Below are 15,665 nucleotides of genomic sequence, written 5' to 3'. Positions count from 1 at the left end.
GAACTCCTTGTGATCCCAGTTCATTCGGCCGGGCAAACTGCTGCAACCATCGGCCGGTCGAGGCGCAGGCTCCAGAGGGCGAGCAACAGCCCGATCACCGTGATCGCCGCCGCGACCAGCGGCAGCGCGCCGAGGCCGAGGCCACGATCGATGGTGAGCCCGCCGGCCCAGGCGCCGAGCGCATTGCCGAGATTGAAGGCCGCGATGTTCAGGCTCGAAGCCAGCGTGCGCCCTTCCACGCCGGCCGCTTCCAGCACGCGAAGCTGCAGCGGCGCGACGGTCGCAAACGCCGCGATGCCGAGCACGAACAGCAGCGCCACGGCCAGTGCCTTGGCCGAAATCACGGCCGCCAGCACGACCAGCACGATGGCGAGACCGCCAAGCGTCACGATCAGCGCACGCGCCAGCCCTTTATCGGCGAGCCGCCCGCCGGCGACATTGCCGATCGCGAGCCCCGCGCCGAACACCAGCAGGATCGGCGAGACGGCGGCGTCGGAAAATCCGGTAAGACGTGTCAGGATCGGCTGCACATAGGTAAAGACCGCGAACAGGCCGCCGAAGCCGAACACCGTCATCGCAAGCCCGAGCAACACCTGTGGGCGCCCTAGCACGGCCAGTTCTTCGCGCAGCGGAGCCGGCTTGTCATCGCTCCCGACATGTCCGGGGACGAACACCGCCAGCACGGTAAAGGCCGCGACGCCGATTGCCGCCACCGCCCAGAACGCGGCACGCCATCCGAGCATCAGGCCGAACCAGGCGCCGAAGGGAACGCCGAGCAGGGTGGCGACCGTCAGGCCGATGAACATCGTCGAGATCGCGGAGGCACGCTTGTCTTCCGCGACGAGGCTGGTCGCGACCACCGAGCCGACGCCGAAGAAGGTGCCGTGCGCAAGCGAGGTGAGAATCCGCGCCGCCATCAAGAGCTCATAGTTCGGCGCCAGCCCACAGGCCGCATTGCCGAGAGTGAAGATCGCCATCAGAGCCAGCAGCACCGCCTTGCGCGGCATCCGCCGCGACGCCAGCGTCAGGATCGGTGCGCCGACGAAGACGCCGAGCGCGTAGCCGGAGATCAACAGACCCGCCGCGGAGACCGAGACCTGCATGTCGGCGGCGACCTGCAGCAACAGCCCCATGATCAGGAATTCGGTGGTGCCGATGCCGAAGGCACCGGCGGTCAGGGCAAGAACAGCAGCAGGCATCGGGTCGCTCCGGATCGAATGGCATTCCGACCTGCGACATAGCGAAACGAACGCAAAAGGATTAGAATGGCGTCAATCCAATCATTTGTGACCTGAATTCAACATGAGCCGCCTCGATACCAATCGCTCCGGCGAGATGGATGTGTTCGTCCGCGTCGTCGATCTCGGCGGCTTCACATCAGCGGCAAAGAGCCTGCGCCTGACGCCGTCGGGTGTCAGCAAGCTGGTCTCCCGGCTCGAGACGCGGCTCGGCACAAGGCTGGTCAACCGCACGACGCGCAAGCTCCAGCTCACCGAGGAAGGGCAGGCCTTCTATCAGCGCGCGCTGCGCATTCTCGCCGATATCGAGGAGGCTGAACGCGAGGCTGCCTCCTGCACGCCGCGCGGCCATCTCACCGTCAACAGCAACATCCCGTTCGGCATGCTGCATGTGATGCCGCTGCTGCCGCGCTTCCTCAGCGAGAACCCCGACATCACGCTCGACATCGTGCTGACCGATACGCTGATCGACCTGATGCAGGAGCGCGCCGATGTCGCCATCCGGGTCGGCCCGCTCAGCGCCTCGCGCCTGATCGCGCGCAAGCTCGGCACCAGCCGCATGGTGGTGGTCGCAGCCCCTTCCTATCTGGCCCGCCTCGGCACACCAAGGACGCCGGCCGACCTCGCCTCCCATCGCGGCATCGGCTGGACCTTTCCTCGCAGCATCCGCGGCTGGCCGTTCCGTCGCACCGATCGGATCGAGGAGGCGCTGCCGCCGCCGGTTGCTCGCGCCAGCAATGGTGAAGCCGCGCGCCAGCTCACGCTTGGCGGCGTCGGCCTGGCACGGCTGGCGCTGTTCCATGTCGGGCCGGACATCGAGGCCGGACGCCTCGTGCCGGTGCTGCAAGGGCTCAATCCCGGCGACCGCGAGGACATCCACGCGGTCTATGTCGGCCACGCCGGCCCGCTGCCGGCGCGCGTGCGGGCGTTCATCGATTTCCTGGCGAAGCACATCCACACCGGCGACCCGGCGCCGCGGCGTGGCGCGGATGGAAAGTGGAAGGTCGTCCTCAGCCGATGAAGGGACGCACGCCGAGGAACGCATGCCACACGATCGTCGGATTGCGCCAAAATGGCGTGCTCCGGGATGACGACGGACTGCAAACGTGGCAGGAGGAGATTGCCAAACGCTGGCCGATGATCAAGGCAGCCGCGTCAACGCGGAATGAGCCGAGCCACCTGAGTCGCTTGCTGTGGAACATTGCGCGCGCATTTAGAAGAATTTTTCTTCAACACGTTTCTAACGTCGCGGCTTTGCGCGCGGGTGTTGCATCGACGCAGCAGTTCCAGGTTGCCAGTTGCGCGGGATTGGATGAAGCTTCCTCGAAGCGGACGCGGTCTGTTGCGCTTGTGCCGGACAAGCCCAGTCCACCTTCCGCACTGGAGCACCCATGCAGCGATCCAGGGCAGTCTTCATCACGGCTATCATCTACGCCTTGATCGGGCTGGTCCTCGCGGGCGGCGGCATCTGGCTCGCCGCGTTGGGCGGGTCGATCTTCTATATTATCCTCGGGGTCGGCGTTCTCGCCACCGGTGCGTTATTGCTGGCCCAGCGCCATCAGGCGCTCTGGCTGTTCGCGATCGTGCTGGTCGGCACGCTGGCGTGGGCTGTCTACGAGGTGCAATTCGATTGGTGGCCGCTCGCGGCGCGCGGCGACATCATCTTCCCGATGGCGCTCTGGCTGCTGACGCCGGTGATGGTTCGCGGGCTGGTGCGAAACGAGCGGACATCTTACGGTCGCGTGACGGCACTGCTCTGGGCCGGCGTCGTGGTGGCCTCCGTCGTGCTCGTCATCGCGCTGCTGTCTGGTTATCACGACATCGACGGCACGATCGTCGAGTCTGCCTCCGCGGTGCCGCAAAGCGAAGCCGACCCGCAGCCGGATGGTGACTGGCGCGCCTATGGACGCACGCAGTTCGGACAGCGCTATTCGCCGCTGAAGCAGATCACGCCTGACAACGCCGGCAACCTCAAGGTCGCCTGGACCTTCCGCACCGGCGATATGCCGACACCAAACGATTCCGGCGAGACGACCTTCGAGGTCACCCCGATCAAGGTGCGCGATACCCTCTATCTCTGCTCACAGCACCAGGTCCTGTTTGCGCTCGACGCCAAGACCGGCACGGAGCGCTGGAGGTACGATCCCAAGCTGACGTTCAACAAGACGTTCCAGCACATGACCTGCCGCGGGGTCTCCTATCACGAAGCCGCGCCTGATGCCGTCGACAGCAGCGGCAGTCCGGCGCCCACCGAATGTGTCAGGCGAATCTTCCTGCCCGTCAATGATGGCCGCATGATCGCTCTCGACGCCGACAGCGGCAAGCTCTGCGATGGCTTTGCCGATCACGGCACCCTCGACCTGCAGCAAGGGATGGCGATCAAGACGCCGGGCTTCTTCGAGCCGACGTCACCGCCGGTTGTCAGTGACAAGATATTGGTCGTTGCAGCCGCAGTGATCGACAACTATGGGGTCGACGTGCCTTCGGGCGTGATCCGCGGCTTCGATGTCTACACCGGCAAACTGGTTTGGGCCCGGGACTCCGGCGCGGCGGACGAGAATGAGCTGCCGTCGCCGACGCGTCATTACACCAACGGTTCGCCGAACTCCTGGATCACGGCCTCGTTCGATCCGAAATTGAACCTCGTCTACATCCCAGGGCTATCGCATGTGGCCGAGGAGTTCAAAAAGGAAGGCATCGTTCCATCCGGCGCGTTTGAGCTTGCCGCGCAGGGAGACTGTGGTGTCTGGGTGAGCCTGGGCGACGTTGAGGGCCAGGCGGCGAAGCACGGCCAGATTGGCCGGTCCGTTGTCTTTGCGATTGCGAGCAAGATCCTCGTCGAGGGTGACGTCGAGCGGCCAGTGAAGGCTATTTTCGATGCCCCAATGAGCGCGGACGATGCGCAGGACCTCTTTGCGGCTATAGGGGCGGCTCATCAGGAAGTAGCGCTCGACCGTGTCGTCCTGGCCCCGCTTGCTGGTGATGCGGGCAACAGCTTTGAGGCCTGGAAAGTCGTGCTTCCTGGCCATGTCGGGAGCCGGTGCAACGAGAGCAACACGCTTTTCGTTGCGTCCATGTTCAGCGTCTTTGGTGGTGAGCGAGGTCTTGCCCTTGCGTTTGGCGGCGCGGATTGCGGCTTTGGCATCCTCCAACAGAGTAGGCTGGTTCGCCTTCACCGCCAGCACGTAGTCGCCGCCCCGTTCCACGATCGCCTTGGCCATCGCGCGGTGGCAATGCAGGGCGTCGGCTGTGACCACGCAGCCCTTGAGCTGCAGAAGCGCAAGCAACTGCAGGGCGCCATCGGCTTCGTTGTTGTTCGGCGCCAGCACATTGGCGAGCGCCATGCGCGTCTGCGCCGCCCAGGCGGTCACCATCACCGGCGGCATGTGGCTCTTGCCGCGTTCGTAGCCGCGCCGCAACGCTTTGCCGTCGAGCGCGATCACCCCGCGTGGCCGCTTGATCTTCGCGCCTTGCGCAAAGGCCTTCATGAAGCGCCGAAACGCGACCTCAAACGCCTTCGGGTCAAGCATCCGGAACACCCGACTGAATGTGTCGTGGCTCGGCAGACCGTTCTTAAGCTCCAGCACATCCTGCCAAAGATAGGCCTTCATCCGGGCAAACAGCGCCATGTCGGTGCAACTCGTCGCCCCGCACAGCGTCGCCATCAGCGCGAGGAACAATATCTCGGTCAGGTCATGCAGCGCGTTGTCGGCCCGCGGGTCGGGCAACTCCGAAAAGCATTCCGCAAATCTCTGCATCGGCTGCTCCCTCAAGATCAGGAGCTATCCTCAGAATCCTTTTCTTCCGATTTGGCAACTACTTGCAGGCACGCACATGCGATTCCCCTGGTCTACATCCCCACCGGCAATAACGCACCCGACATCTGGGGCGGCAATCGCAATGCACTCGTCGAACGCTATTCCAGCTCCATCGTCGCGCTGGATATCAATACCGGCAAGCGTGCCTGGTCGTACCAGACCGTGCATCACGACCTCTGGGACATGGACGTTTCCTCGCAACCGAGCCTGGTCGATGTGACGACGGCCAAGGGCGTCGTTCCCGCGATCATCCAGCCGACCAAGGTGGGCAACGTCTTTGTGCTCGACCGCAGGAACGGCGAGCTGATCGTGCCGGCGCCGGAACGTCCGGTCCCGCAGGGAGCCGCGCCCGGCGACCGCTCCGCACCGACACAGCCGTTTTCCGAGCTGACATTCCGCCCGGAGGCGAAACTGACCGGCGCGGATATGTGGGGCGGCACGATCTTCGACCAGTTGCTGTGCCGGATCCTGTTCCATCGGCTGCGCTACGATGGCACGTTCACGCCGCCGTCGTTGCAGGGCACGCTCGTGTTTCCAGGCAATCTCGGAATGTTCGAATGGGGCGGCATCGCGGTCGATCCTGTGAGACAGATCGCCATCGCCAATCCGATGTCGTTGCCCTTCGCCTCGAGGCTCATTCCGCGCGGCCCGCAAAATCCTCCCGCGCCAACGGCCGAGAAGCCGGTCGGCAGCGAGGTCGGGGTGCAGCCGATGTATGGCACGCCGTTCGGGGTGGCCATCTGGAGCTTCCTCTCGCCCCTCTCGGTGCCGTGCTACCGGCCGCCATGGGGCTCGATGGCCGCGATCGATCTCAGGACGATGAAGATCGTCTGGCAGCATCCCAACGGCACGATCAGGGACACCACGCCGCTGCCCCTTCCTTTCAAGATGGGCGTGCCGATGCTGGGTGGGCCGATCACGACCGCCGGCGGGGTCGCATTCTACACGGGAACCTATGAGTACACGATCCGGGCCTACGACGTGCGCAACGGCAAGGTGGTCTGGGAAGATCGCTTGCCGGCCGGCGCGCAATCGACGCCGATGAGCTACGAGGTCGGCGGCAAGCAATATGTCGTCACCGCGGCCGGCGGCCACGGCTCGTTCGGCACCAAGCGCGGCGACTACGTCATCGCCTACACCTTGAAGGACTGAAGGGCCGCGCTCCGTCCAGGCGACGGCCTATCTTCTCCTTTCCACTGAAAGCAGGGGCGCACCGCAAAAATATCGAAAACAACCCCATGCAAAGTAGACTGCGGCTGCTGGCCCGCCCCGTCTCCCGCTTGCGGATAGGGCAATCGCCACTCCCACACTCGTCATGGCCAGGCTTGTCCTGGCCATCCACGTCTTTGTCACGGGGAAACCAAGACGTGGATGCCCGCGCCGGCCCGGGCATGACGAGTTTGTGGAAAGATCGAGCGCACATGCGATGACCCTGCGCTTGCAAGGGGAGCTGGGGGAGCCGGCACGGGTTGGCAAACGCGGCCAAAGCCGCTAAACGTCCGCCCCCTTTCACATCACAATCAGAGCATGACATGTCGAGCGCCCTGCCCGCCGTCTCGATTGGCGTCGATTTCGGCACCAGCAACACGGTGGTTGCGCTGGCCGACGGCGACGGCCGGGTCGAGGCCATCAGGTTCGAGCATGGCGGCCGGACGCATAGCGTCTATGTGTCGGCGATCTGTTTCTGGGAGGATCGGCCGGGCGCCGGGCTGCATCCGCGCGCCGAGGGCGGCCCATGGGCGATCGAGCAGTTCCTCGAGGGACGCAGCATTCATCGCTTCATCCAGTCGTTCAAGACCTTCGCGGCGAGCTCCGCCTTCACCACCACGCAAATCTTCCGGCAGCGCTACAAATTCGAGGATTTGCTGGCGGCGTTCCTGCGCACGCTGACGCGCCATGCCGGCGACGGCTTCGATCTCGGCGCGCCGACCGTCATGGTCGGCCGCCCGGTGCGGTTCGCCGGCGGCAATCCCAACGACGAACTTGCCATGCAGCGTTACAAGGCCGCGTTCGAGCGGCTCGGCGCGGGACACGCTCGCTATGTCTACGAGCCGGTCGGCGCCGCGTTCTCCTTCGCACGCAGCCTCGAGCGCGACGCCACCGTGCTGGTCGCCGATTTCGGCGGCGGCACCAGCGACTTCTCCATCATGCGCTTCTCGCGCGCGAACGGCGTGCTGCGCGCGGAACCGCTCAGCCATGCCGGCATCGGCATCGCCGGCGACACGTTCGACTATCGCATCGTCGACCACATCGTCTCGCCGCGGCTCGGCAAGGGAACGAACTACCGCTCGTTCGACAAGGTACTGCCGATTCCCAATCACTATTACTCGAGCCTCGCACGGTGGCATCAGCTTGCGATGCTGAAGGGCAGCTCGGACCTGCGCGACCTGCGGCAGCTCGTGCGCAGCGCGCTCGATCCGGACCCGCTGCACGATTTCATCACCATCGTCGACCTCGATCTCGGCTTTGCGCTGTATCGCGCGGTATCCGACACCAAGGTCGCGCTATCGACTCAAGATAGCGTCGAGTTCCGCTTTGCGCGCGAAGGCATCGATATCGGCGCCACCGTCACCCGCAAGAATTTCGAAAGCTGGATCGCCGACGACGTCGCCCGCCTCGGCGCCACCGTCGACGAAGCGCTGGCCAAGGCCGGCATCACCGCAGGCGATATCGAAAAGGTGTTCCTGACCGGCGGCACCTCATTCGTACCAGCCGTGCAACGCCTGTTCACCAAGCGCTTCGGCAAGGCGAAGCTGACATCAGCCGATCAATTCGAGTCGATCGCGTACGGACTGGCGTTGATCGGGCAGACGGCGGAGCCCGACAGGTGGACGGTCGCCGCCGCGGCGTGACGGAGACAGATCCGACGGCGAGAATGCTGACGGCATCGCGCATACGACCCGATCGAAGGGCCTATCAGGCAGCACTGTGGCATCAACACGGATTCCCGGCCGACGCTGGCACATCGCCTTGGAAGGGAGCGGGGATAGAGATTGCCTCAAGGCATTGATTAGCAGGCAACGACCCGCGCTGCACCAACACCCGCAACGAGACCCCACCATCTCGCATCAATTCCGTCAATAATGCAACGTTGTAATTTGACATGCACCAATTGTTGTACTATATGCACCAGACCACATTAATTATGCATCGGACCGCGGGCAGGGCGCATGGAGCACTTTTCAATTATTCAGGCCCTTTGCCGGGTAGCGATGGGGGAGCCGACGCCCGCGCTGCGCAAGCAGATTGAGCGCCTTAAAGACGCACTCGCCAAGGATGGGGAGGAAAAGCAAGTAGCGGCGCTCGCAGGGATTCTTGCAACGGCGGAGCGCCTCAAGGAGATGGCTCCGAGCCGAATTGAACGTTCCCTAGCTGGGCTTTCCGGAGAAATACTGGGCCGCAACACCCCAGTTCCCGTCGATCGTGAAACGGCCGCGGCCTTGGCGGAGATCATTTTTCCCTCTGAAATCGAGGAAGCGGCCCCACTCTTCAACTCGACGGTAACGGAGGCAGTCGCGACGATCGTTGATGAATGGACGGACTTCGAGGCACTCGCTACCGTCGATATAATGCCTTCAAAGACTTGCTTGATCTATGGAGCGCCGGGCACTGGAAAGACGAGATTGGCTCTCTGGATCGCTCGCAGGTTGGAATTACCTGTTATTCTTGTGAAGCTGGACGGTCTCGTTTCTTCGTTTCTTGGAACCACCGCCCGTAACATCGGCAATCTCTTCACGTTTGCTAATCGGTATCGTTGCGTCCTTCTGCTCGATGAATTCGACGCGATTGCAAAGGTGCGCGATGACCCGCAGGAGGTCGGCGAAATAAAGCGTGTCGTGAATGCCCTTCTCCAGAATCTGGATGTTCGGCAGAACATCGGATTGACGATCGGCATTACCAATCATCCGAAGCTGCTTGATCCAGCGGTCTGGCGGCGTTTCGAGGTCCAGCTTGAGATTCCCAAGCCCGACTTTGAGGTGAGGAAGGCGATCTCTGCCATGTTCATGCCGCCGGTAGCGGCTCCCGACAGCCATCTACGCCTTATTGCTTGGTTTACGGAAGGCTCGACCGGAGCGGAGATCGAGGCGCTGGTGCGCACATATAAGAAGGCCACCACGGTTCGCGAGGACAGTCGGCGGGGGTTGCTGGATACGCTCCGCCAGTTCGCCACGCTAAACGCGGCTCGCATTCAGAGTGAACGTCGAGCGCTGTTGTTCGACGACCCCGCGAACTTGTTTCGGGCCATGCGCGACGATCCCATTCTCGCATTTTCGATGGCCGACATCGGCGAAATCGCGGGGCGAGATAAGTCGACCGTGAGTCGTCAGCTTGGCCGTCAGGCGAGTAAAATCGATGGGGGCGTGAATCATGGCTAGTCCGATCCAGATCGTTCTCAATCCGAACAACTATGAAGAAGCCCGAGAGGCCGGCGGTGGAGGCGGCCGCAAGGACTTCTTCGCCCATCGTGATCGAGAGTTCAGCGCTCACAAGTCGGCCCTGATCGAACAGATCGACACCATTTCCGGGGTTCTTTCCGCGCAAGCCCAAGGACCGATCGGCTACGTCAAGGTCACCCTCAAACGGGATGCTTGGGCGAAGAGCCATCGGCCCGTTGGAGCACTTTTCCGCGGTGATCGGATGCCTGTAGTCGGGGGCGGAGATCTCGGCGTGATGATTGTCGAAGGCCGCCCATCGGCGTTGGCGCAGGTGAAAGCCGAAATCGCCAAAGCGGAAACGCAGACCAGGATGCGTTACGACGAAAAAAAGCGAAAAGAGGTGCCGAACCCTTCGGCGCAAAAGAGCGAGACGGGAGCGATCGACCGGATCGAACTCTATGGCGCTTCAGACAAGCGCAACTTTTCGGTCGAAGAGGCTGTCGCGTGGCTGGCCAATCCGATGACGGGGAGCGGATATCAAGTCGAGTTATTCGACATTTTACCACCTCGTGCCGAATGGGATCGCCTCGACCCTGCTCGTAGACGTCTGGTCGAGTCCTTCGTTGCCGGCTTCAACGCCCTTGAACAAAGCTTGTCAGTGGAGCGTCAGCCGAGTTGGCGGCATCGCCTCCCGATGCTTTCAGTGCGCCTGGACCAAGCCGGCGATGGCGCCGTCCTACGATTGACGACCGTGTCATCGAAAGAGCGCCGTGAGCTTGCACCATTCGACTCGAATGTTCAGCACCACAGCCGCTTGCTAACATTCCTGGACAAGCATCCCGTCGTCCGAAGGATCGAGTTACCCGGCATTGTGGTGCGTTCTGCTCGCCCGGCAACGCCGGGGCGTGTTCGCCCAGCTCAGGCGGTCATGCCTGTTCGTGATAGCCGCAGGACTCATCCGAGGCTGGGCATCATCGATGGCGGCATAAGCCCGGCTTTGGCTGATTGGGTTATCGATCGATGGGACGTTCTGGCCGACGAAGACATGGATCTATCCCATGGCACGTTCATTGGCGGTCTCGCCGTCGCGGGAGCCGGTATTAATGGTGCGGAGACGTGTCCGGAGCCCGACGGGGCGGAACTGGTCGACGTGGCCGTTTTCCCGAATGAGCAAAAAGCCGGGGCCTTTGCATCGTACTACTCGGGTGGCCTCCCGCAATTCTTCGATGAGATGGATGCGGCCGTCGCCGATGCCCGGGCACGGCATGGCGTGCGTGTCTTCAATATGAGTCTCAACATCCTTCAGCCCGCAGCACCCGATCGCTACAGCCCACACGCGATCCGACTCGACCAGATTGCTGAAGAAAACAATGCCGTCGTGTTCATTTCTGCCGGCAACATTCAGGCGCAGGACCTCCGCCCGGAATGGCCGGTTGATGCAACGTCGGCCCTTTCCAACCTGGCGCTCGCCCGAAACGATGGGCTCCTGACACCGGCGGAGAGCGCGCGGAACGTTGCCGTTGCGGCACTAAACCCGCCGGGGCACGGCGGCTGCTTACCGTTCGTCCCAGCCCGTTTCAGCCGCCGCGGGCCTGGACTTCGGTCAGGCGGAAAGCCTGATCTTGCCCATATCGGAGGCGCGGGCACGCAGCACGCAACTCTGGGGCACGGCCTCTTCTCCATCCTTCCTGATGGAACAGTGATCGACGGTTGCGGGACCAGCTACGCTTCGCCTTTGGTCGCAAAGACGGCCGCAGTACTCGACCACGCCATTGAAGGCGAGGTCTCTCGTGAAACCCTCATCGGCCTGCTCGTCCACCATGCAGAGATTCCTGTACCCTTGCGTCCGAAAATGCTGGCACCGGTCGTGCGGCACCTTGTCGGCTTCGGGATGCCGCCGTCTGCGGAACGTATTCTCGAGACGGGCGATCATGCGATCACCCTGGTCTTCGCATCGCGTATTCAGCACGGCCAACAGATCAATTTTCGCTTCCCGTGGCCGGCGTCCTTGGCCGGACCTGGCGGAAAATGCCGAGGACGAGCGAAGCTCACGCTCGTATCCACCCCGCCGTTGGATGCGAGGTTCGGTTCCGAGTTCGTCCGGATCAACGTCAATGCCGTTCTGCAACAAGAGCAGGATGAAGGCCGATGGCACGGCCGACTTGAACCACTTTACCTGCCATCCTCACGAGAATCGCCGACGGTCGAGGCGGAGCTGATCGAGCATGACCTAAAATGGAGTCCAGTAAAGGTCCATGCCAAAACCTTCCCGCGGGGAGTTGGATCCTCTTCGAACTGGCGACTGTTTATCGAGTATCTCACCCGTGCTGGCGAGGTGATGCCAGAGGGCGGCGTCCCCTTCACGGCAATTCTAACCATTAGCGATCCAGAGGCGGAAAAAGCCGTCTTCAATGACATGCGCCAAAGCCTTCAGGCGATCGGGGCGCAGATCGCTGACATTCGAACGGCGGCGCGCATTACGCCACGTGTCTGATACAAATAGAGCCAATATCAGCGGGCATTGGATGGCCTTTGATCGGCATTTTCGGCAGGTAGGAGCGACCAAAAAGTCGGAATAGCCCTTCCCTTTGGCTGCGGGAAGTCAGGAAACCCGCATAGTCATCAGTGTGCACTCGATATCGCTCGCCAACTCAGCCCCGACGCTCTACCAGCCGTTCAGGACAAACTCGCTCATGGCTACGCCTCCAATTGCAGGTTTTTGCAACATAGTAAGGGAGGCAGGCAACGAGGAAGACAGGTTAGAAGGCGAGATTGCGACCCAGTGCCGGACATTCGCTTCAGGCCATGATTTGACGACGTCGGCCGAAACGCTTCATTCTTGGCCTTGATCCGGAATTCGCACACGACTAGATCAATCGAGCCTAACCACCCCGACAGGACACCTCCGACCATGGATTTCATCCCGACCGCAATGCCCGTCAGCCTTGCCCACCGGGATATCCATCGTCATGCCAGCTTCGATTACGCTCTCCCATCTGACCCTGTCCGCGCCTGACGGGCGGGTCCTTCTCTCCAACATCGACCTGAGTTTCGGGCCTGAGCTGACCGGCCTTGTCGGCCGCAACGGCATCGGGAAGACGACGCTGCTGGCCTTGATCGCCGGGGCGCGCGCGCCGCAATCCGGCTCGGTCACGGTCCAGGGACGCGTCGGATTGCTTCAGCAGACCGTTCAGGTGACGCCGGGCGAATGCGTGGTCGATCTGTTCGGCGCACGCGAAGCGCTGGCCTCGCTGCGCCGGTCCGAACGGGGCGATGCGACCGCTGACGAGCTTGCCGATATCGACTGGACGCTGGACGACCGCATCGCCTCCGCGCTCGGCCGCGTCGGACTGGACACCGTTCTCGAAGCGCCGCTGGCCGCGCTGTCGGGCGGACAGACCACCAGGGCGCGCCTCGCCGCGTTGATCTTCGCGCAGCCCGACTTCCTGCTGCTCGACGAGCCCACCAACAATCTGGATCGCGAGGGACGCCGGGCGGTGATCGACCTGCTCGCCGGCTGGCGGCACGGCGCGATCATCGTCAGCCACGACCGCGTGCTGCTCGACACCATGGATGCGATCGTCGAACTGACGTCGCTGGAAGCCCGGCGCTACGGCGGCAATTGGAGCCAATACCGGGAGCGCAAGGGGATCGAGCTTGCCGCCGCCAGGCGCGACCTCGCGACCGCCGAGAAGCGCGTGGCCGAGATCGACCGCAAGGAAAATGAGGCCGCCGAACGGAAGGCGCGCAAGGACGGCGCCGGCAACCGGAAGCGTGCAAAAGGCGACATGCCGAGTATTCTGGCCGGCGCACGCAAGGACCGCAGCGAAGACACCGGCGGAGAGAACGCACGTCTCGCCGAGCGCCGGCGGACCCAGGCGCTGGAACTTGCGACCGCGGCGCGCAAGCGCATCGAGATCCTGCAACCGTTTTCGGTGCAACTGCCGTCGACACATCTGCCGGCGGGCCGGACCGTGCTGCGGATCGACGCCGCGACCGCCGGCTACAGCCCGGAACAGCCGGTCCTGCGTGACGTCACCTTCTCGATCTCCGGGCCGGAACGGGTCGCGATCGTCGGGCCTAACGGCGCCGGCAAGACGACGTTGCTCAAGCTGATCAACGGCGATCTGCGGCCGTCCTCCGGCACCGTGCAGGTCATGACCGACTTCGCGATGTTCGATCAGGCGGTCAGCCTGCTCGATGCGCCGACCTCGATCCTGGACAATTTCCGGCGGATCAATCCGAAAGCCGGCGAAAACGAGTGCCGGGCCGCGCTGGCCCGCTTCATGTTCCGCGCCGATGCGGCGCTGCAAACCGTCTCGCGCCTCAGCGGCGGACAATTGCTGCGGGTTGGTCTGGCCTGCGTTCTCGGCGGCGCGACGCCACCGCCGCTGCTGATCCTCGACGAGCCGACCAACCATCTGGACATCGAATCCCTTGAGACGGTCGAGGCCGGATTGCGCGCCTATGACGGGGCGCTGCTGGTCGTCAGCCACGACGAGACCTTCCTTGAGGCCATTGCGACATCGCGATATCTTCGCCTGTAACAAGTCTTCAGGGGGGATTGGACGGCCGTGAGCACTCACCTGATCCACCGTGTCAATGTGGGTGACCTCGTCACCCGGAGCGCGCAGCGATTTCCGCAGCGGGAGATGATCTGCGATGGCGACCGGCGCTGGTCCTATCGCGAGTTCGACGCCTGGACTAATCGCGTCGCGCACGGTCTTTCCGCGCTCGGCCTTCGGAAAGGCGACGCACTGGCCTTGATGTCGGGCAACTGCGCGGAATTCCTCGCAGTCTATTTCGCCTGCGCGCGGCTTGGCCTCGTCTGCGTCCCCATCAATCTGCTTTGGCGGCAGCACGAACTGAGCCATGTGCTGGCGGATTCGCGTGCCCGTGCGGCCGTGGTCGAAGCCGGCCTGCTGCAGCAATTCTGTGCCGGCGCCGAAGGTCCGCGGCCGCCGCTCGGCATCGCCGTAATGGATCGGCTGGCGTCGGGTGCCACGACGCCCGCCAGCATGCGCGACGTGCCGCTGTTCGACTTTGACGCGCTGGTGACGGACAAATCGTCCGACATTCCCGATGTCGAGATCGAGGATCGCGCTCCGCTCTCCTATCTCTACACCAGTGGCACGACCTCGGCGCCCAAGGGCGTGATCGGCACCCATCTCGCGATCTACCTGGAATCGCTCGGCACTGCGATCGATACCCGCATGACCGAGAACGACCGGCTGAGCGTGGTGCTTCCGCTTTTCCACACCGCGCAGCTCAACGCGCTCTGTACGCCGGCCATTGCGGTCGGCGCGTCGATGGTGATTCAACGCGGCTTCGACGCTGCTACTCTTCACGAGGCGATCGAAACGGAGCGGATCAGCGTCCTGTTCGCGCTGCCGATGATGATTCAACAGCTTGTCGAACGTCAGCTCGCGCATCCGCGCAATGTCGGCAGCCTGCGCCTGACGGTCTACGCCATGGCGCCGATGCCGGTGGCGGAGCTTCGCCGGGCGATCGAGATCTTCGGCTGCGACTTCAGCCTGATGTTCGGCCAAACCGAGATGAGCCCGGTCTCGACATTCTTCAAGCCCGAGCACCAGTTGAGCCATGCTGGCGCGGTCGGCACGCCGGCCGTCAACGTTGAAGTCGCCATCATGGCACCCGACGGCGCGCTACTTCCAGCCGGCAGTGCCGGCGAGATCGTCTATCGTAGCCCGCAGACCATGGCCGGCTATCTGCACAATCCCGAGGCGACCGCGGAAGCGTTCCGCCATGGCTGGTTTCACTCTGGCGATGCCGGCCGTTTCGACGATGACGGAATTCTCTGGTTCGAAGACCGCTTCAAGGACGTCATCAAGACCGGCGGCGAGAATGTCTCCTCCATCGAGGTCGAACTTGCGATCCGGGCCGCGCATCCCGACGTGCTCGAAGTCGCAGCCATCGGGCTGCCGCACCAGCGCTGGGGCGAAGCAATCACCGCCGTCGTCGTCACCCAGAATGGCGGATCGATCGACACCGACATGCTGCTTTCGGCCGTCCGCGAGCGGCTAAGCCCGTTCAAATGCCCGAAGGCCGTGATCCATGTCCCCGAGTTGCCCAAGACGGCCACCGGCAAGATCGAAAAGGCGAAGCTGAGGCGCATCTATGCGGCCTACTACGGGTAAGCCCGGGCAGCCTCGTTTCGCGACGACGATCACTGATTTGCCCGACGAGGCTGGGCAGGAACTAGTGTCCACGGT

General features: G+C 63.3%; 8 protein-coding genes and 2 pseudogenes. 8 read left to right on the top strand and 2 right to left on the bottom strand.

The window, feature by feature from the left end; translation table 11 throughout:
* Positions 1–20 precede the first annotated feature (20 nt).
* Positions 21–1,199 (bottom strand): MFS transporter, encoded by a 1,179-nt coding sequence (locus ACP2YO_RS02590; protein WP_426438771.1) that lies wholly within the window; start codon positions 1,197–1,199, stop codon positions 21–23.
* 103 nt (positions 1,200–1,302) lie between these two features.
* Between ACP2YO_RS02590 and ACP2YO_RS02585 the strand changes: the two genes are divergently transcribed.
* Entirely contained in the window at positions 1,303–2,259 is a 957-nt protein-coding gene (locus ACP2YO_RS02585) for a LysR family transcriptional regulator (protein WP_426438769.1), read from the top strand.
* A gap of 370 nt (positions 2,260–2,629) precedes the next feature.
* Positions 2,630–3,733 (top strand): annotated as a pseudogene (locus tag ACP2YO_RS02580) (membrane-bound PQQ-dependent dehydrogenase, glucose/quinate/shikimate family); the annotation flags it as partial.
* 165 nt (positions 3,734–3,898) lie between these two features.
* Here the strand turns inward: ACP2YO_RS02580 and ACP2YO_RS02575 are convergent.
* Positions 3,899–4,996 (bottom strand): ISAs1 family transposase, encoded by a 1,098-nt coding sequence (locus ACP2YO_RS02575; protein ID WP_426435191.1) that lies wholly within the window; start codon positions 4,994–4,996, stop codon positions 3,899–3,901.
* Positions 4,997–5,074: 78 nt separating this feature from the next.
* Between ACP2YO_RS02575 and ACP2YO_RS02570 the strand changes: the two are divergent.
* The 6 genes and pseudogenes from ACP2YO_RS02570 to ACP2YO_RS02545 form a co-directional block, all read left to right on the top strand.
* Positions 5,075–6,208 (top strand): annotated as a pseudogene (locus tag ACP2YO_RS02570) (PQQ-binding-like beta-propeller repeat protein); the annotation flags it as partial.
* A gap of 380 nt (positions 6,209–6,588) precedes the next feature.
* A complete protein-coding gene (locus tag ACP2YO_RS02565) occupies positions 6,589–7,908 on the top strand; it encodes an Hsp70 family protein (protein ID WP_426438767.1) in 1,320 nt (439 codons plus the stop codon).
* A 318-nt stretch (positions 7,909–8,226) separates the two neighbouring features.
* Entirely contained in the window at positions 8,227–9,432 is a 1,206-nt protein-coding gene (locus ACP2YO_RS02560; protein ID WP_426438765.1) for an AAA family ATPase, read from the top strand.
* Positions 9,425–11,926, top strand: a complete 2,502-nt coding sequence (locus tag ACP2YO_RS02555; protein WP_426438763.1) for a S8 family peptidase — start codon at positions 9,425–9,427, stop codon at positions 11,924–11,926. Before ACP2YO_RS02560 ends, ACP2YO_RS02555 begins: the two co-directional genes overlap by 8 nt.
* A gap of 475 nt (positions 11,927–12,401) precedes the next feature.
* Positions 12,402–13,979, top strand: a complete 1,578-nt coding sequence (locus ACP2YO_RS02550) for an ABC-F family ATP-binding cassette domain-containing protein (RefSeq protein ID WP_426438761.1) — start codon at positions 12,402–12,404, stop codon at positions 13,977–13,979.
* Positions 13,980–14,006: 27 nt separating this feature from the next.
* Positions 14,007–15,590 carry an AMP-binding protein gene (locus ACP2YO_RS02545; protein ID WP_426438759.1) on the top strand — a complete coding sequence of 528 codons (1,584 nt, stop codon included), beginning with the start codon at positions 14,007–14,009 and terminating at the stop codon, positions 15,588–15,590.
* Positions 15,591–15,665 lie beyond the last annotated feature (75 nt).

The sequence above is a fragment of the Bradyrhizobium genosp. P genome (assembly GCF_049949265.1).
Taxonomy (GTDB): domain Bacteria; phylum Pseudomonadota; class Alphaproteobacteria; order Rhizobiales; family Xanthobacteraceae; genus Bradyrhizobium.
This window is presented reverse-complemented; position numbering and strand designations above follow the sequence as displayed.

Excerpts from the sequence above, each read along its gene's own strand:
- ACP2YO_RS02590 (WP_426438771.1), bottom strand. The coding sequence starts at position 1,199 with ATGCCTGCTGCTGTTCTTGCCCTGACCGCCGGTGCCTTCGGCATCGGC.
- ACP2YO_RS02585 (WP_426438769.1), top strand. The coding sequence starts at position 1,303 with ATGAGCCGCCTCGATACCAATCGCTCCGGCGAGATGGATGTGTTCGTC.
- ACP2YO_RS02575 (WP_426435191.1), bottom strand. The coding sequence starts at position 4,996 with ATGCAGAGATTTGCGGAATGCTTTTCGGAGTTGCCCGACCCGCGGGCC.
- ACP2YO_RS02565 (WP_426438767.1), top strand. The coding sequence starts at position 6,589 with ATGTCGAGCGCCCTGCCCGCCGTCTCGATTGGCGTCGATTTCGGCACC.
- ACP2YO_RS02560 (WP_426438765.1), top strand. The coding sequence starts at position 8,227 with ATGGAGCACTTTTCAATTATTCAGGCCCTTTGCCGGGTAGCGATGGGG.
- ACP2YO_RS02555 (WP_426438763.1), top strand. The coding sequence starts at position 9,425 with ATGGCTAGTCCGATCCAGATCGTTCTCAATCCGAACAACTATGAAGAA.
- ACP2YO_RS02550 (WP_426438761.1), top strand. The coding sequence starts at position 12,402 with ATGCCAGCTTCGATTACGCTCTCCCATCTGACCCTGTCCGCGCCTGAC.